Genomic DNA, 16,769 nt, shown 5'->3' with positions numbered 1-16,769 from the left:
ACGACAGCGTGACCTACGTCATCGCGCAGCCTTGTGTCGACGTCAAGGACAAGGCGTGCATCGAGGAGTGCCCCGTCGACTGCATCTACGAGGGCTCCCGGTCCTTGTACATCCACCCGGACGAGTGCGTCGACTGTGGTGCCTGCGAGCCGGTGTGCCCGGTCGAGGCGATCTTCTACGAGGACGACACCCCGGAGGAATGGAAGGACTACTACAAGGCGAACGTCGAGTTCTTCGACGAGCTCGGCTCGCCCGGTGGTGCCTCCAAGCTCGGCCTGATCGAGCGTGACCATCCCTTCATCGCCGGTCTGCCGCCGCAGAACCAGTAGTTCCCCGGCTGCGACCGGGTGGTGCCCCCACCCGGTCGCAGCCGGCAAGTGCCCACGGCCGGCTCTGTACGCCTGCCAGGTCCCGTACGGTCGGCACGGCCGTGCGGGACCGCGGCGTTTTCGGCCCGGGCCGGTCCGGTTGCCGGCCGCCGCCGGCCGGCCCGAGGAGATTCGAGAAAGTGAGCACCGTGACCGCAGTCTCTGCCCGTCTGCCCGTGTTCCCGTGGGACCGGCTCGAGCCCGCCAAGGCGACTGCCGCGGCCCACCCGGACGGTCTCGTCGACCTCTCCGTGGGGACCCCGGTGGACCCGGTCCCCGAACTGGTGCGCAAGGCCCTCTCGGGGGCCTCCGACAGCCCCGGTTACCCCACTGTGTGGGGTACGGCCGAGCTGCGCGACGCGATCACCGGCTGGGCCGCCGGCCGGCTCGGCGCGGCGGGCCTGACGCACGAGAACGTGCTGCCCGTCGTGGGCTCCAAGGAGCTGGTCGCCTGGCTGCCGGTCCAGCTGGGCCTGGGGCCTGGTGACCGGGTCGCCCATCCCCGGCTGGCCTACCCGACCTACGAGGTGGGGGCGCGGCTCGCCGGAGCCGAACCCGTCACCTACGACGGCGTCGACGAACTCGAGGCGCTCGACCCGGCCGGAGTGCGACTGCTGTGGCTCAACTCGCCGTCCAACCCCACCGGTCGGGTGCTCGCGGCCGACGAGCTGCGCCGCGCGGTCGCCTGGGCGCGCCGGCACGGCATCCTGGTCTTCAGCGACGAGTGCTACCTGGAACTCGGGTGGGAGGCCGAGCCGGTCTCCGTCCTGAACCCCGAGGTCTGCAGCGGCAGCACCGGCGGAATCGTCGCCGTGCACTCGCTCTCCAAGCGTTCCAACCTGGCCGGGTACCGCGCCGCCTTCCTCGCCGGTGACGCCGCGGTGCTCCGCGAACTGCTCCTGATCCGCAAGCACGGCGGCCTGATGGTCCCGGCCCCGGTACAGGCGGCGACGGCCGCGGCGCTCAGGGACGACGCGCACGTCGCGGAACAGCGGGCCCGGTACTCTGCGCGCCGTTCAGCGCTGCGGGAGGCCCTGGAGGCGGCGGGCTTCCGCATCGAGCACAGCGAGGCCGGCCTGTACCTGTGGGCGACCCGGGACGAATCCTGCTGGGACACGGTGGGCGACCTCGCGCAGCGTGGCCTCCTCGTGGCGCCGGGAGAGTTCTACGGTCCGGCCGGCGGACGCTTCGTGCGGGTCGCCGTCACCGCGACCGACGAACGGGTGCGGACGGCCGTCGAGCGGCTGCGCTGACGCGCGAGGACGGGAGGACGCCGACGGGCCCGGGAACGCGTTGCGTGTTCCCGGGCCCGTCGGCGTGCGGGCCGGATCGGCTCAGGCCAGGGGGAAGCCCTTGCCGAGCTTGCCTCCGGGCAGCTTGCCGGAGGACGGGAGCCCCTTGGTGAACCCGGTGGGCGCCTGGACGCCGCCCGTCAGGGACTTGGCGGTCGTACCGACCAACGTGCCGGACATCTGCGTGGTCTTCCCGGCCTTCTTCTTCGCGGCGGCCGGGGACGCCTTCTTCGAGGCGGTGGTCGGGGAAGCGGTTGCCCCGAGGTTCTTGAGGGTCTTCCCGGCCGGGGGCATGGCGGACTTCAGGACCTTGCCGCCGACAGCACCCGTCTGCTTCGTGGCGGCTCCCGATGCGGTGCCGACGGCCTTCTGGACGGTGTCCTGGTCGACCGCGGTGTTCACCCTGTCCAGGCCGGAGGTCGTCGGCATTTCCACGGCGCCGGCGGTGCCGGCCGCGCCGACGAGGGGAGCGGCGCCCGCTGCGACCAGCAGCGCGGCTCGAGCGACGATCCGACGCGTGAAGGGGAGGGACATTGTGCTCCTTTGGCGGAGGGAGTCGGAAACTCTGGGACAACTGACGTGTCCGCCAGGCGGACGCAGTGACTACCGCTCGAGCGCCCGTAAGGTTGCGGCGACCCCGGGTAAAGACTTGGCAATGCGTCGCATAATCGGGCCTCGGACAAAGCGGGGCATACCGCTCAATCGACTGTGGTGTGACGAAGCGCCACATCCCTTGCCCGACAAGGGAAAACAGGGAAAATCCCGAACGGTCCGCTTGCTCGGTGCACCACGCCCGGCAGATGACGCCGCGTCCCCCTTCCGGGGGTCCCCGGGCACTACTGAACGATCGTGATGCGAACCTCGCCCCGCACGCCGGCGCCGCTCTCCGCTCCCGACGGCCGCCAGGCGCCGTCCGAGTTCGACGAGCTCCACACCCGGCCCCCGTACGAGACCTGGGCGATGTGCAGCTCCGTCGCGTGGGCGACCGCCCAGTGCGCCAACTCCCAGCCGCGCCGGGCGTCCCCGCCGTCGGTGCGCACCGCGCGGACCGGTACCTCCAGCGTTGCCCCACCGGCCGCGCCCGATCCCGCCGCCGCGCGCGGCGAACCACTGCTGCCGGATTCGCGCACCGCGGCCCGGGGCACCGGCAGCACGTCCCTGCCGAACTCGCGCATCAGCTTCTTCTGCACCCGAGTCACGTCGCCCGCCGTGCTGCTCCCGACGTGCGACGTGCAGCTGAAGGCGGCCGAGGAACGTCCCGTCAGCGCGGCTGCCAGCAGCGAGGCGTGCGGCTCGTGCTTGGCGTACGCCTGCGGGAACCCGCTCTTCTGTACCCGCTGGGCGGCCACGGTGAGCGGCAGCCGCGAGTACCCGGGAACGGTGACGAGGTGGTCGTAGAACTTCCCAGCCGCGTACACCGGGTCCCGGATCTGCGCTCCGGTGCCCCACCCCTGCGACGGGCGCTGCTGGAAGAGGCCGAGTGAATCCCGGTCGCCGTAGTCGATGTTCCGCAGTCCCGACTCCTGCATGGCGGCGGCCAGCGCAATCGTGATCGCACGCTCCGGCAGCCCCCGCGAGGACCCCACCGCCTCGATGGTGGCCGCGTTCACCGCCTGCTCCGGCTGGAGGGTGAACGGGGTTCCGTTCTGCCCGGGGCCCCGCACGGTGCAACGCGGCGGCGTCGAACCGCTGGTGACCAGGTGCAGCACCAGATAGCCGACCAGCGCCAGCAGCGCCGTACAGCCTGCGGCGAGGCGCAGGAGGCCGCTGCGGCGGGAGGAGGGAGAGGACTCGAACACGCCGCCCACCGTACTGGAACGGCTAGGGTCTGGGCATGGCCGAAAACTCGCTTGACCTGTCCCTGGACGCTGCCGCTCTCACGGCACAGCTGGTCGATTTCGCCTCCCCGAGCGGGCACGAGAAGCCCCTCGCCGACGCCGTCGAAGCAGCGTTGCGCACGCTGCCGCACCTGACGGTGGAACGGGACGGTGACGCGGTCGTGGCCCGCACCGACCTCGGCCGGGCGGAGCGGGTGGTCCTGGCCGGGCACATCGACACGGTGCCGATCGCCGACAACGTCCCCTCCACGCTCGACTCCGACGGGGTGCTCTGGGGCTGCGGCACGTCGGACATGAAGTCCGGCGTCGCCGTGCAACTGCGCATCGCCGCAACACTTCCCGCGCCCAACCGCGACCTGACCTTCGTCTTCTACGACCACGAGGAAGTCGCCGCGGAGCTCAACGGGCTCAAGCGGCTGGCCGAGAACCACCCGCAGTGGCTCGCGGGTGACTTCGCCGTGCTGCTCGAGCCCACGGACGCCAAGGTGGAGGGCGGCTGCCAGGGAACCCTGCGGATCCGGGTCGAGACGACGGGACGCCGGGCGCACTCGGCGCGCAGCTGGCTGGGTGAGAACGCCATCCACAAGGCCGCCCCGGTTCTCGAGCGGCTCGCCGGTTACGAGCCGCGCGCGGTGGACATCGACGGCCTGACCTACCGCGAGGGCCTCAACGCCGTGATGATCGAGGGCGGGCACGCCGGCAACGTGATCCCGGACGCCTGTTCGGTGATCGTCAACTTCCGCTTCGCGCCCGACCGGAACGAGGAGGAGGCGCTCGCGCACATGCACGAAGTGTTCGACGGCTTCACGGTGGTGCTCACCGACTCCGCGCCGGGAGCACTGCCCGGTCTGTCCCACCCCGCTGCAGCTGCGTTCGTCCGTGCGATCGGCACCGAGCCCGCGCCCAAGGACGCGTGGACGGACGTCGCCCGCTTCTCCGCTCTCGGGGTGCCCGCGGTCAACTACGGCCCCGGCGACCCGAAGCTGGCACACACCCGGGAGGAGCACGTCGCCGTGGCGGCCGTGCTGGAGGCCGAGGAGAAACTGCACGCCTGGCTGTCCGCCTGAGTTCCCGTGTCCGTCACCTCGGTGGGCCTACGCTGAACTGCACGGATCTGTCCCCGCCGCCCGGCGGGGCCATGCGGAGGGAGCACACCGTGGGCAACGCCGATGCAGAGCGCGTCCCGTCGGAGCAGCACCAGGGGCCCGTGGTGCGCCGTCGCCAGCAGATGCAGCACGGCACCGCGGACCAGCGACTGCTGGACAGTCCCCAGGGGGCGAGCGACTGGCTGCACCGCGACCCGTGGCGGGTCATGCGGATTCAGTCGGAATTCGTCGAGGGCTTCGGCGCCCTGGCCGAACTCGGCCCGGCCGTCAGCGTGTTCGGCTCGGCCCGCACGCCTCCCGGATCGTCCGAGTACGAGACCGCGATCAGGCTCGGCCGGGCCCTGGTGGAGGCCGGCTTCGCGGTGATCACCGGTGGCGGGCCCGGTGCCATGGAGGCCGCCAACAGAGGGGCCAGCGAAGCCGGCGGGGCCTCGGTCGGCCTGGGCATCGAGCTGCCTTTCGAGCAGGGGCTCAACGCCTACGTCGACATCGGGGTCAACTTCCGCTATTTCTTCGTCCGCAAGACGATGTTCGTGAAGTACGCGCGCGGCTTCGTGGTCCTGCCCGGCGGGCTGGGCACGCTGGACGAACTCTTCGAGGCGATGACGCTCGTCCAGACCCGGAAGGTCACCCGCTTCCCGATCGTGCTCTTCGGAACCGCCTACTGGCAGGGGCTGGCCGACTGGCTGCGCGACACCCTGATCGCGCAGGGCAAGGCAGCTCCCCAAGACCTGGAGCTCTTCCACGTCACCGACGACATCGACGAGGCCGTCGACCTCGTCACGAAGGAGGCCGGGGTCCAGGGGATCGGGGACTGAGCACCGCCGCCCCCGCATCGCGGGGACGGCGGGGCCCGGAGCTCAGGCCAGTCCCCGGCGGGCGACCGCCGGGGGCCGGTGGCCCGCGACGGAGGCGACCATGTCGAGGACCTGACGGGTCTCGGCGACCTCGTGCACCCGGTAGACCTGCGCGCCGAGCCACGCGGAGACCGCCGTGGTGGCCAGCGTTCCGATGAGGCGATCCTTGACCGGCCGGTCCAGGGTCTCCCCGACGAAGTCCTTGTTCGACAGTGACACCAGCACCGGCCAGCCGGTCGCCGTCATCTCCCCGAGCCGGCGGGTGGCCTCGAGGGAGTGCCGGGTGTTCTTCCCGAAGTCGTGACCGGGGTCGATCATGATCGACTCGCGGGGTACGCCGAGGGACGCGGCGCGCTCGGCCAGGCCGACGGTCACCTCCAGGATGTCCGCCATCACGTCGTCGTAGCCGGTCCGGTGCGGACGGGTGCGCGGTTCGACGCCTCCCGCGTGCGTGCACACCAGCCCGGCCCCGTGCCGGGCGGCCACCTCGGCGAGCCGCGGATCCACGCCGCCCCAGGCGTCGTTGAGGAGATCGGCGCCCGCTTCGCAGACCGCCTCACCCACCTCGTGACGCCAGGTGTCGACGCTGATCACCACGTCGGGATGGCGCTTGCGGACCTCGGCGACGAAACCGACCGTGCGCCGGGCCTCCTCCTCGGCGGTGACCTCCGCGCCGGGGCCGGCCTTCACCCCGCCGATGTCGATGATCGCGGCACCGTCCGCCACGGCCTGGTCCACCCGGGCCAGCGCCGGTTCGTCGCGGAACGTCGCGCCCTGGTCGTAGAAGGAGTCCGGGGTCCGGTTCACGATCGCCATGATCACCGGCTCGTGATCGGCGAACTCCCGCGTTCCCAGTCGCAGCATGCTGAAGCCATCCTCCTCGCGCGTGGCACGTACCGGCGGCCTCCGGGCCGTTCCGGCCGTCGACCCTAGCCTGCCGCGCCCGGCGCCGGCCGCGTCCGGCGGGGCGCGGGACGACGGTCGGGGGAACCGCCCGGTGATGGCATGGCACGATCGGGTCAGTCACATTGGGAACGGACCTCGGGGAGACGGTCATGTTCTGGTTCTTGCTCATCGCGCTGGTGGTCGTCGTCGCGGCCGTGACGCTGATGGTGATCGGCGGCGACGATGGGGCGGCCCTGCCCGAGGCGCCGCGGGACCGGCTCCACGACCCGCTGCCCGACGACCGTGCGGTCGAGCGGGCGGACCTCGAGGAGTTGCGGCTGCCCATCTCGCTGCGCGGCTACCGCATGGCCGACGTCGACGACGTGCTCGACCGGCTCGGCGCCGAACTCGCCGAGCGCGACGAGCGGATCGGCGAACTGGAGGCCCGACTGGCCGGCGCACGGGGCGGACGCCCGCGTCCGGGCTCCGGCGGCGACGGCAGCGACTGGCCGGGCCCGTGGGGCCGCGGGACCGGGCGGTGAGCGACGGAGCGGGCCGGGAGCCCGCGCCCGGAGGGCCGCTTGCCGGCCCCGACGGACTCCTGCGCTGCCCCTGGGGCCTGTCCGCCGACGTGTACGTCGAGTATCACGACACCGAGTGGGGCCGACCGGTCCGGGGCGACGAAGCCCTCTACGAACGGCTGTGCCTGGAGGCATTCCAGTCCGGCCTGTCCTGGCTGACGATCCTGCGCCGCCGTGACGGTTTCCGGGCCGCCTTCGACGGGTTCCGGATCCCTGCGGTCGCGGCCTTCACCGACGCGGACGTGGAACGGCTGCTGCAGGACGAGTCGATCATCCGCAACCGCGCCAAGATCGAGGCCACGATCGCCAACGCCCGGGTTCTGGCCGAGTGGCCCGAGGGCGGACTGGACGCGCTGATCTGGTCGTACGCACCGGACCCGGCGGGTCGGCCGGTCCCGCGGACGGTCGCGGACGTCCCGGCCGTCACGCCCGAATCGGCCGCGCTCGCCAAGGACCTCAAAAAGCGCGGGCTCCGGTTCGTGGGACCCACCACGGCCTACGCCCTGATGCAGGCCTGCGGACTGGTCGACGACCACCTGGCCGACTGCGTCCGGCGCGGGTGCCCGGCCGGCTCCCCGCCCGGGGAGAGCCCGTCGGCGCGGGGCGGACGCCGCACCCGGCGGTGAAGCCGGGCTGGGCGTCCGCCTCCGAGGTGACACGGCGACGTGGAGGCGGCCGTGCACCTGACGGCCCGCAGCACTGATCCCCGATGTGCCGACACGGCCGCCAGGCACGGGCGAACCGCCTCCGGACCGTCACCAGTCGCCGTGCTCCTGGTGCTCCCCGGACTTGTGACCGTCGTGATCACCCTTGTGCCCGGACTTGTGCCCGGACTTTCCGGGAGGCCCCTGCGGTCCCTGGGGGCCCTGCGGTCCCTGGGGTCCCGTCTCGCCCTGCGGGCCCTGGGTTCCGGTGTCGCCCTTTTCGCCCTGGGGTCCCGTCTCGCCCTGGGCTCCGGTGTCGCCCTTTTCGCCCTGCGGGCCCTGGGCTCCCATGGGCCCCGACGCGCCGGTCTCGCCCTGGGGTCCCTGCGGGCCGGGCCTGCCGTCCTTGCCCTTCTCTCCACGGGGCCCGGGCGGCCCGGGAGGTCCAGGGGGCCCGGGCGGCCCGGCCGGGCCCTGCTTCTCGTGCTTGCCGTGTCCCTCCTTGCCGTGTTCCTTCTTGCCGTGCTCCCGCTCGGCGTACTTGCCGTGCTTCTCCTTGCCCTGCTCCTGGTCGGCGTACTTGCCGTGCTCGCCCGAACCGGAGTCCTCGGCCTGCTCGTCCGCAGCGATGACGCTCTGCACGGCGGACGGGACAGTCGGCACGGCAGGGATGCTGAGGTCGGTCGCACCCGTGGCGCCGAAGCCCGCCGCGTACGCGGGCCCTGTCAGCCCCATCAGCGAGAACGACAGCGGGACGACCACGCTGCCGACCGCCCAGACGCGCCTCAGCGGGGACGAGGATGGTTTGGCATTGGTCTCGTGAGCCATCTTGCTCCTTGACGAAGTGCCTCGAGGTGCCGGACGGATCTCCGGCACCCTCGCTGCATCGACGCCTCAGGCAGTGTTCTTGAGAGATTTCGTGATGATCTCACTCAGACAGTGGCCACCTGCTCGGACCGCGCCCCGGTCATCGCCCCTGGAAGCGGGGCTTCTCCTTCTTCACGAACGCCTGGACGGCGATCCAGTGGTCCTCCGAGGCGCCGGCCCGGACTTGGAGCTCGTCCTCTTTGTCCAGGGTTTCCACCAGCGAATGCCCGGCACCGTAGGCCAGCGACTCCTTGATCGCGGCGTATGCGGCGGTAGGCCCCTCGGCGAGCCGCCGCGCCAGGGCCTCGGCTTCGTCCACCAGTTCGGCCGCGGGTACGACCCGTCCCGCGATGCCCAGGTCCAGCGCCTCCTCGGCCCGGACGCTGCGCGGAAAGAGCAGCAGATCCGCGGCCCGGCCGTGGCCGATCAGCCGTGCAAGGGTCCACGACACCCCCGAGTCGGCGGTGAGCGCGACCCCCGCGAACGCCGTGTTGAAGGAAGCGGTGTCGGCCACGATGCGGTAGTCGGCGGCGAACGCGAACCCGGCCCCCGCACCCGCCGCCACCCCGTTCACCGCGGCGACCACGGGCTTGGGCATGGTGGCGATCGCGGTCGTGATCGGGTTGTAGTGCTCCCGGACCGTGTTCATGGTGCCGCCGGTACCCGCCTCACGGTCGGCTTCGAGCAGGCCGATGTGCTCCTTGAGGTCCTGGCCGACGCAGAACGCCTTGCCGTTCCCGGTGAGCAGCACCGCGCGCACGGCGGGGTCGGCGGCCGCCTGCAGGAGGGCGTCCCGCAACGCCTCCTTGGTCTCGACGTCGAGTGCGTTCATGGCGTCCGGACGATTCAGGGTGATCGTCGCGAGTCCGTCGGTCACCTCGTGCAGCACGGTGTCGGCCATGGATGGTTCCCCTCCGGTGATCGCCCCGCCGCGGGCGGGGCAGTGCTCGGGCAGTCCGACGGACAGCATGACGGAGAACCGGCGCGGGCAGGGCGGCTGGGCGCGGAAACCGGCGCAGGCAGGGCCGGAAACCGGGTCCCGGAGGCGCCGGCGGCCGCGACGCGGGCGAAGTATCGCAGCAGGAACTCCGAAATGAGCGGTTTTGCGCGAGCGCGTTGCACAAGGGTTGCGAACCGATGTTGGTCATCGGGTCCTGCCATGCGGGATAATGGCCGGGAAGCAATGTGTTCGATGCCGGTGACACAGCGCCTGCCACGGGGCCGCCGGCTGCGATGAGCTGGTTTCAGGAAGGGGAACGAGCATGGCGGCCATGAAGCCGCGGACGGGCGACGGCCCGCTCGAGGTGACCAAGGAGGGGCGGGGCATCGTCATGCGCGTTCCGCTCGAAGGCGGCGGTCGGCTCGTCGTCGAGCTGACTCCTGATGAGGCCGACGCGCTCGGCGACGCCTTGAAGAAGGTCGTCGCCTGAGCCTCGGGCCTCACACGCACCGGACTGCCCCGGCAACCGCGTATCCGTACGCATCGGTTGCCGGGGCAGCTGTTCCTCCGGCCGGAAAGCGCCAAGAGCCGGGACGGTCGACGGGGGCCGCTCCGTGAGTCCGTGCGGTCAGCGGCGCTTGACGGCGCACAGCAGGCCGTCGCCCACCGGCAGCAGCGTGGGCTGCAGCAGCGTGCTCTCCCGGACCTCGCGCAGCAGTTCCCGCAGCCGCAGCACCTCGGCCGGCTGAGCCGCCGAGTCGACGGTCCGCCCGTCGGCGAAGACGCCTTCGAAGCAGACGAGTCCGCCGGGGCGCAGCAGGCGCAACGATTCGCCGAGGTAGTCCGGATACTCGGTTCGGTCCCCGTCGCAGAACACCAGGTCGTAACCGCCGTCGGCCAGGCGGGGCAGGACGTCCAGCGCGCGGCCGGGGATGAACCGGGCGCGGTTCCCGGCGAAACCGGCCTCGCGGAAGGCGTGCCGGGCGAACTGCTGCCGTTCGGGTTCGGTGTCGACGGTCGTCAGGACCCCGTCGGGGCGCATGCCGTACAGCAGGTGGATGCCCGAGACCCCGGTACCGGTTCCGATCTCGGCGACGGCCTTGGCGTCCACGGAGGCGGCGAGCAGGCGCAGGGCGGCGCCGGTGCCGGGCGACACCGCCGGCAGGCCGGCCTCGTGGGACCGGTCCCGGGCCCATGCGATCGACTCGTCCTCGGCGACGAACGCATCGGCGAACGCCAAGCTCGTCTGCCGGTTGACGGTAATGGCCCTCTCCTGTCCCCGTGTACGTCGCAACGGTGACTGTATCCGCTGCCCCCGGGAACCAGCAGATGGGACCGGGCGTTATGAGGAGTGCGAGGCCGACGGGGAACGAGAGCGGAACGCGACCGGGAGACGGCGGGAACGGGGGGACCGTGGACAAAGAGACGGTCAAGGATCCTTATCCGGAGCTAACGGGCGAGGTGGATATGGTAGGGGGACCATCGGCGATCAGTGACGCCACTGCTACCACCACATCCGACAGGGGAGGTGCGGCCACTGCCGGTGACCGGAGAGTGCTCAGGCGCTTTCGCAGGTCGCTCGGCCGGCCGAAATCCGTGACCGACACAGCTGACAGCACCCGCCCTGCCGAGCCTCCGTCCACCGCGGCCTTCACCGGTACCGCGTCATTCGGTGGCGAGGGCGACTCCCCGGCGTGGACTCCGCCCACCTGGGAGGAGATCGTCAGCACGCACAGCGCACGGGTCTACCGTCTCGCCTACCGGCTGACCGGCAACCAGCACGACGCCGAGGACCTCACGCAAGAGGTCTTCGTCCGCGTGTTCCGCTCGCTGTCCACCTACACCCCGGGCACCTTCGAGGGCTGGCTGCACCGCATCACCACGAACCTCTTCCTCGACATGGTGCGCCGCCGGCAGCGGATCCGGTTCGACGCACTCGGGGACGACGCGGCCGAGCGGCTGCCGAGCCGCGAGCCGTCCCCGCAGCAGCACTTCCACGACAGCCACTTCGACGCCGACGTGCAGCAGGCGCTCGACACCCTGGCGCCCGAGTTCCGCGCGGCCGTGGTCCTCTGTGACATCGAGGGCCTGTCCTACGAGGAGATCGCCGCGACCCTCGACGTCAAGCTCGGCACGGTCCGCAGCAGGATCCACCGGGGGCGCTCCCACCTGCGCAAGGCCCTGGAGCACCGGTCGCCCGCCGCCCGGGCCGAGCAGCAGCGTGCCCTCGCCGTGATGACGCCCGGCTTCGCCGGAGAGGTCGGGACGGCGTGAGCGGGTCCGGGAGCGTCAGCCCCGCCGAGCAACACCTGGGCGACCGCCTGGCGGCGCTGGTGGACGGCGAGCTCGGACACGACAGCCGGGAGCGGGTGCTCGCCCACCTGGCCACGTGCGCCCGGTGCAAGGCGGAGGCGGACGAGCAGCGCAGGTTGAAGAGCGTCTTCGCCGAGACCGCGCCCCCACCTCCCTCGGAGAACTTCCTGGCCCGGCTGCAGATGCTCCCGGGGGGTGAGGACGGGCCGGGCGGCCCGTCCGGCAGCGGCTCCGGTGCGTTCGGCAACGGGGTCTTCGGCATGGGCGGCGGCAGCTTCGGCTACCTGCCCGCCACCGCGCACCCCGCCGCCGGGCCGGGCCGGGGCGGGTTCCGCATCCACGAGGTGGACCGCCCGGCCTCGCGAGGCCGCCGGCGCTTCGCCTTCGCCGCGGCCGGGGCGGTGTCCGCGGCCGCGTTCGCGCTCAGCGGCGCCCCGCTGGACGTGGCGGTCGGCGGGCCCGGCCCGGGCGGAGCCGGCGCCGCATCGTCCCCGCCGCGTACCGCCCCCGCTCAGGGCCGGACCGGCGCGGGAGCGGTCACCTCGCCCTCGGCCGGTGCGGTCCGGCCCCGCGGTCCCGCTTCGGCGGCCGCCCCCGGATTCGTGAGCAGCGAGATCGAAGCCACGTCCTGGACCGGTGCCCCGGCCGTGCCCGGCGCGGGCCTGCCCGGTCCCTCGCCGGTGCCCCCAGCGAGCACCGGAAGCGTCCGACCGCCGTTCCCGTTCGCCGGCTCGGTGCCGCCCGGGAAGAGGGGCCAGGGGCTCGAAGCGCCCGGCGAGCACGTCGCGATGTCCACCGACGGCGGGGCCGGGGGCGACAGCAGTCCTGCTCCGTTCGCCGGCACCCGTGCCTCGTCGTCCCCCGCGCCGTTCACCGGGCGCTGACCAGGAGCACCGCGGCCGTCCGCTCTGGTTGAATCTCCCGGTCGGACGGGAGCACAGGGCGCCGTCCGGAGTGCCGGAGAGCCGTGGCGGCCTCGCGGGACCGAGGTGAGGCGAAATGGGGGAGACCGGCGACATGGCGCAGGAGCCGACGGCGGTCAAGTCGTTGTACGCGCCCGACACGCATGGCATCCCGCCGTACGCCGAGCCCGGTCCACGGGTCCCCGCACCCCTGGGCCCGCGGCCCGAGCCGGCGCCCAAGAACGGCGGCTCACCGTCGCTCGCTCCCCAGGCGCCGCCCGAACCGGCGACCGCCACGGCGGGTCGGCGGGCCGGGCCCCGGCACGGGCGGCTGCTCGCCGGCGCACTGATAATCGCGCTGGCCTCCGGAGCCCTCGGCGGTGGGGCCGCTGCCTACGCGGAGCGCCACGGACTCCACCGCGTCCGGCTGCACCGGGCGCCCGTTGACGCCGGGGTCGCCGTCACCGCCCCGGGGAGCGTCGGGGACGTCGCGGAGAGGGCCCTGCCCGGGGTCGTCACCCTGCACGTCAGTGGCGGCCGGAGGCAGACCACCGGAACCGGGTTCGTGCTCGACGAACGGGGCCACATCCTTACCAGCAGTCATGTGCTCGCTCCCGCCCGCGCCGAGGACGGCGGCATCTCCGTGACGTTCAGCGGGGGCGAGGTGGTCCCCGCCGGCATCGTCGGCCGGGACAGCGGCTACGACCTCGCAGTGATCGAAGTCTCGGGGGTCTCCGGCCTGGAGCCACTGGCCCTCGGCGACTCCGACGCGGTGCGGGTGGGCGACCCGGTGGTCGCCATCGGGGCGCCGTTCGACCTCGCGAACACCGTCACCTCGGGCATCGTCAGCGCCCGGGAACGCCCGGTGGTGGCGGGCGGCGGCCCCGACGACGGCTCGGACGTCGGCTACGTCGACGCGATCCGGACCGACGCCCCGGTCAACCCGGGGAACTCCGGCGGTCCGCTGATGGACGCCCGGGCCCGGGTGATCGGCATCAACAGCGCCATGCGGGCGGCCGGCAGCGCCACCGGCGCGAATGCCGGGCAGGGCGGCAGCGTCGGGCTCGGCTTCGCCGTCCCGGTGAACCAGGGCAAGCGAGTGGCCGAGGAGCTGATCGCCACCGGAGAGGCGACCCACCCCGTCCTGGGCGTGACCCTGGACCTGGACCATGCGGGCGACGGCGCTCGGATCGCCACGCCGCGTCCCGGTGGACCGCCCGCCGTCACCCCGGGGGGCCCGGCCGACCGCGCCGGGATCCGGCCCCGCGATGTGATCACCCGCGTCGACGGGGTGCGCGTCCGCACCGGGGAGGAACTGATCGTCAGGATCCGCAGCCATCGCCCCGGCGAGCGCCTCACGCTGACGTTCCGGCGCGGCGAGCGCGGACGGACCACCGCTGTGATGCTCGGCAGCGCCCGCGGGGGGTGAGGGCCACCCGGGCGCGGGCCGCACTGCGCCCGGTCAGGTGTCCCGCACCCGGAGCCGCCGGGTACCGTGTGCAAGGGTCCGGCCGGACATTCAAGGAGCTGCAAGGTGTTCAACGACATAGGCGCACTCGAGCTCGTCGCGCTCGTTATCCTCGCCGTGCTCATCTTCGGCCCTGACAAGCTGCCGAAGCTCATTCACGACTTCTCGCGCTTCATCCGCAGGATCCGTGACTTCTCGGAGAACGCCAAGGCGGACATCCGCTCGGAGCTCGGCCCCGAGTTCAAGGACTTCGAGTTCGAGGATCTCAACCCGCGCACGTTCGTCCGCAAGCAGCTCGCGGCCAACGAGGATCTCGAGGAGATCCGGAACGGGTTCGACTTCCGGAAGGAACTGGCCGAAGTCAACGACTCCGTGCACGGCCGGCAGGACGACCGCGGTACCCACGACTTCGCGGACGCTCCCAACGGCGCATCGCCCGAACCGAACCTGACGAAGTCCGCAAACGGCTCCGCGGACGGCCCCGACCTGCTGCGGAAGCGGGAGCGGCCGGCCGCGGACGAGCGTCCGCCGTTCGACGCCGACGCCACCTGACTGTCATTTGTGCCCGACCCGGCCGGCCGGGATGGCTATCCTCCTTTTGTCCGGGTGAGGCCGCCCGAGGGGCTGATCGCCCCGAGACAACGGGGCAACGAGGAGGCACCACGACAATGGACACGACGAGTCGGGTGGAGGAGAAGGGCCCTGACGATCCCGGCGCCGCCGGTGCCGGGGAGGCCACCGGGGCCAGGGACGGTTTCGGCACCAGACGGGTGGAGGTCGACGGCTACCTGATGGCCTCCTTCCCGTGGTACGGCCTCGACGAGGCCTTCAGCGGGCCCCGCTGGCTCATGGAGGTCGGCACCGGCTCGGACGGCACGGTCGAGCACGGATCCACCGGTCACGGCGAACCGCCCACCCTCAAGGTGGGAGCGGACCACGACAAGCAGCGCTTCGCCGTCGTCGTCACGGTGCCCAACCGGCCGCTGCGGGCCAGCCCCGACGGCGCGGGTGTCCTCGAGGCGACCTCGGTGTCCTCGGCGGCCTGGCTGGCCGGGTCCGGGCTCCTCACCAGCACCTGGCCCGCCCGGATGGAACGTGCGCTGCGCGACGACTGGCTCGAGCAGCAGACGGCGGCCGCCTGGGAGCTCGCGGACGACCTGGAGGGCCCGAGCTGGTCGATGCTGACCCTCCCCGTGGACGGGGTCCCGACACCGTTCCGCCACCGCCGGACCGAGTACGGCTGGGTGCTCGCCGGCTCGGCCCGGGAGAGCGTCCACATCGGCGCGTACGGGCGCGGCATGAGCGCCTACGGCGTGGGCTTCTCGGTGATCAAGGACATCACCGAGTACGACGCCTGACCGCGTCCCCCGGCGCGACCGCACGGTGACGGAACCCGGCCGGTACGTCCCTGTGCGCCGAGAGGCCCCGCGGTCGGGCCCCAGGGGGCTCCCGGACCACGGGACCTCTCGGGCCGGGCCCTCGCAGCGCCCGGCGAACGGCTCAGAACTTGTTCCGCGGCGTGATCCCCAGTGACATGCCGGACAGCCCGCGCTGCCGCCCGCCCAGCTTGCCGGCGACGGCCCGCAACGCGCTTCCCGCCGGCGACTCGGGGTCGGTGAGCACGACCGGCCTGCCGTCGTCGCCGCCCTCCCGCAGTCGCACGTCGATGGGGATGGAACCGAGCACCGGAACCGTCGCACCGGTGGTGCGGGTGAGGCCGTCCGCAACCTTCTGTCCACCGCCGGTGCCGAAGACGTCGACCATCTCGTCGCAGTGCGGGCAGGGCAGCCCGGACATGTTCTCGACGACGCCGACGATCTTCTGGTGGGTCTGCACCGCGATCGACCCGGCCCGCTCCGCGACCTCCGCCGCGGCCTGCTGCGGCGTGGTCACCACGAGGATCTCGGCGTTCGGCACCAGCTGGGCGACCGAGATCGCGATGTCACCGGTGCCGGGCGGCAGGTCGAGCAGGAGCACGTCCAGGTCGCCCCAGAAGACGTCCGCGAGGAACTGCTGGAGGGCCCGGTGCAGCATCGGACCGCGCCACACCACCGGGGCGTTGCCCGGGGTGAACATGCCGATGGAGATCACCTTCACGCCGTTCGCCGACGGCGGCATGATCATGTTCTCGACCTGGGTGGGCCGGCCTTCGGCACCGAGCATGCGCGGCACCGAGTGACCGTAGATGTCCGCGTCGACGACGCCGACCTTCATCCCGTCGGCCGCCATCGCCGCGGCCAGGTTCACCGTCACCGAGGACTTGCCCACGCCGCCCTTGCCGGAGGCCACCGCGTAGACGCGGGTCAGGGAGCCCGGCTTGGCGAACGGGACCTCCCGCTCGGTCTGGCCGCCGCGCAGCGCGTTCGCGAGCTCCTTGCGCTGCTCGTCGCTCATCACGTCCAGTTCGACGCTCACCCCGGTGACGCCGTCGACCGCCGCGACCGCCTCGGTCACCTCACGCGTGATGGTCTCGCGGAGCGGACATCCGGAGACGGTGAGGTAGATGCCGACCGCGACCGCACCGTCCGCAGCGATCTCGACGGACTTGACCATGCCGAGGTCGGTGATGGGCCGGTGGATCTCCGGGTCGTTGACCGTCGCGAGGGCGGCGCGCACCGCGTCTTCTGCGGGGGCCGCGTTGCCGGCGGTGGACGTGTCAGTAGCCATGCCCCGATGGTACGGCGCGCCGCCCGCCGCCCGAGAGGCAG

Annotated in this window: 19 protein-coding genes; 12 read left to right on the top strand and 7 right to left on the bottom strand. The window is 72.5% G+C overall.

Features of this window, described 5'->3' with window-relative positions; translation table 11 throughout:
• Window positions 1–8: 8 nt before the first annotated feature.
• Both fdxA and dapC read left to right on the top strand, forming a co-directional pair.
• On the top strand, window positions 9–329 hold the full coding sequence (fdxA, locus tag M1E25_RS02380; RefSeq protein ID WP_187811607.1) for a ferredoxin: 321 nt from the start codon (window positions 9–11) through the stop codon (window positions 327–329).
• Window positions 330–517: 188 nt separating this feature from the next.
• A complete protein-coding gene (gene dapC / locus M1E25_RS02375; protein ID WP_251408664.1) occupies window positions 518–1,621 on the top strand; it encodes a succinyldiaminopimelate transaminase in 1,104 nt (367 codons plus the stop codon).
• An 81-nt stretch (window positions 1,622–1,702) separates the two neighbouring features.
• Here dapC and M1E25_RS02370 read toward each other — a convergent pair whose 3' ends face one another.
• Entirely contained in the window at window positions 1,703–2,194 is a 492-nt protein-coding gene (locus M1E25_RS02370; RefSeq protein WP_251408661.1) for an ATP-binding protein, read from the bottom strand.
• 302 nt (window positions 2,195–2,496) lie between these two features.
• Entirely contained in the window at window positions 2,497–3,468 is a 972-nt protein-coding gene (locus M1E25_RS02365; RefSeq protein ID WP_251408658.1) for a VldE C-terminal domain-containing protein, read from the bottom strand.
• 26 nt (window positions 3,469–3,494) lie between these two features.
• Between M1E25_RS02365 and dapE the strand changes: the two genes are divergently transcribed.
• Together dapE and M1E25_RS02355 are read left to right on the top strand one after the other, a co-directional pair.
• Complete coding sequence (gene dapE / locus M1E25_RS02360; protein ID WP_251408655.1) at window positions 3,495–4,565, top strand: succinyl-diaminopimelate desuccinylase; 1,071 nt, start codon at window positions 3,495–3,497, stop codon at window positions 4,563–4,565.
• Window positions 4,566–4,636: 71 nt separating this feature from the next.
• Window positions 4,637–5,422 (top strand): LOG family protein, encoded by a 786-nt coding sequence (locus M1E25_RS02355; protein ID WP_251408653.1) that lies wholly within the window; start codon window positions 4,637–4,639, stop codon window positions 5,420–5,422.
• Between the two features lie 42 nt (window positions 5,423–5,464).
• On the opposite strand, the gene folP is transcribed toward M1E25_RS02355, so the two are convergent.
• Window positions 5,465–6,325 (bottom strand): dihydropteroate synthase, encoded by an 861-nt coding sequence (folP, locus tag M1E25_RS02350; protein WP_251408651.1) that lies wholly within the window; start codon window positions 6,323–6,325, stop codon window positions 5,465–5,467.
• Between the two features lie 191 nt (window positions 6,326–6,516).
• Between folP and M1E25_RS02345 the strand changes: the two genes are divergently transcribed.
• Both M1E25_RS02345 and M1E25_RS02340 read left to right on the top strand, forming a co-directional pair.
• The gene (locus tag M1E25_RS02345; RefSeq protein WP_251408649.1) at window positions 6,517–6,888 is read left to right on the top strand and encodes a DivIVA domain-containing protein; all 372 of its coding nucleotides are present in this window, start codon (window positions 6,517–6,519) and stop codon (window positions 6,886–6,888) included.
• Window positions 6,885–7,553, top strand: coding sequence for a DNA-3-methyladenine glycosylase I (locus tag M1E25_RS02340; RefSeq protein ID WP_308290377.1), 669 nt, complete (start codon window positions 6,885–6,887; stop codon window positions 7,551–7,553). Before M1E25_RS02345 ends, M1E25_RS02340 begins: the two co-directional genes overlap by 4 nt.
• Window positions 7,554–7,682: 129 nt before the next feature.
• On the opposite strand, the gene M1E25_RS25550 is transcribed toward M1E25_RS02340, so the two are convergent.
• The gene (locus M1E25_RS25550) at window positions 7,683–8,399 is read right to left on the bottom strand and encodes a collagen-like domain-containing protein (protein ID WP_285830245.1); all 717 of its coding nucleotides are present in this window, start codon (window positions 8,397–8,399) and stop codon (window positions 7,683–7,685) included.
• Between the two features lie 139 nt (window positions 8,400–8,538).
• Window positions 8,539–9,339, bottom strand: a complete 801-nt coding sequence (gene chcB / locus M1E25_RS02330; protein WP_251408647.1) for a 2-cyclohexenylcarbonyl CoA isomerase — start codon at window positions 9,337–9,339, stop codon at window positions 8,539–8,541.
• A gap of 361 nt (window positions 9,340–9,700) precedes the next feature.
• Here chcB and M1E25_RS02325 point away from each other — a divergent pair, with 361 nt between their 5' ends.
• Window positions 9,701–9,868, top strand: coding sequence for a DUF3117 domain-containing protein (locus M1E25_RS02325; protein WP_251408644.1), 168 nt, complete (start codon window positions 9,701–9,703; stop codon window positions 9,866–9,868).
• A gap of 138 nt (window positions 9,869–10,006) precedes the next feature.
• Here the strand turns inward: M1E25_RS02325 and M1E25_RS02320 are convergent, their stop codons facing one another.
• Entirely contained in the window at window positions 10,007–10,672 is a 666-nt protein-coding gene (locus M1E25_RS02320; protein WP_251408641.1) for an O-methyltransferase, read from the bottom strand.
• Window positions 10,673–10,845: 173 nt separating this feature from the next.
• Here M1E25_RS02320 and sigE point away from each other — a divergent pair, with 173 nt between their 5' ends.
• The 5 genes from sigE (at window position 10,846) to M1E25_RS02295 (ending at window position 15,419) form a co-directional block, all read left to right on the top strand.
• Complete coding sequence (sigE, locus tag M1E25_RS02315; RefSeq protein ID WP_251408638.1) at window positions 10,846–11,652, top strand: RNA polymerase sigma factor SigE; 807 nt, start codon at window positions 10,846–10,848, stop codon at window positions 11,650–11,652.
• Complete coding sequence (locus tag M1E25_RS02310; RefSeq protein ID WP_251408635.1) at window positions 11,649–12,575, top strand: anti-sigma factor family protein; 927 nt, start codon at window positions 11,649–11,651, stop codon at window positions 12,573–12,575. Before sigE ends, M1E25_RS02310 begins: the two co-directional genes overlap by 4 nt.
• Before the next feature lie 115 nt (window positions 12,576–12,690).
• Complete coding sequence (locus M1E25_RS02305; protein ID WP_251408632.1) at window positions 12,691–14,022, top strand: S1C family serine protease; 1,332 nt, start codon at window positions 12,691–12,693, stop codon at window positions 14,020–14,022.
• 105 nt (window positions 14,023–14,127) lie between these two features.
• Window positions 14,128–14,613, top strand: coding sequence for a sec-independent translocase (locus M1E25_RS02300; RefSeq protein ID WP_251408630.1), 486 nt, complete (start codon window positions 14,128–14,130; stop codon window positions 14,611–14,613).
• A 116-nt stretch (window positions 14,614–14,729) separates the two neighbouring features.
• Entirely contained in the window at window positions 14,730–15,419 is a 690-nt protein-coding gene (locus M1E25_RS02295; protein ID WP_251408626.1) for a hypothetical protein, read from the top strand.
• A gap of 142 nt (window positions 15,420–15,561) precedes the next feature.
• On the opposite strand, the gene M1E25_RS02290 is transcribed toward M1E25_RS02295, so the two are convergent.
• Window positions 15,562–16,728 (bottom strand): Mrp/NBP35 family ATP-binding protein, encoded by a 1,167-nt coding sequence (locus tag M1E25_RS02290; protein ID WP_251408623.1) that lies wholly within the window; start codon window positions 16,726–16,728, stop codon window positions 15,562–15,564.
• Window positions 16,729–16,769 lie beyond the last annotated feature (41 nt).

This window comes from Streptomyces meridianus, from assembly GCF_023703325.1.
GTDB lineage: Bacteria > Actinomycetota > Actinomycetes > Streptomycetales > Streptomycetaceae > Streptomyces > Streptomyces meridianus.
Note: the sequence above shows the minus strand (reverse complement) of the source record. Positions and strands in the feature narration are given on the sequence as shown.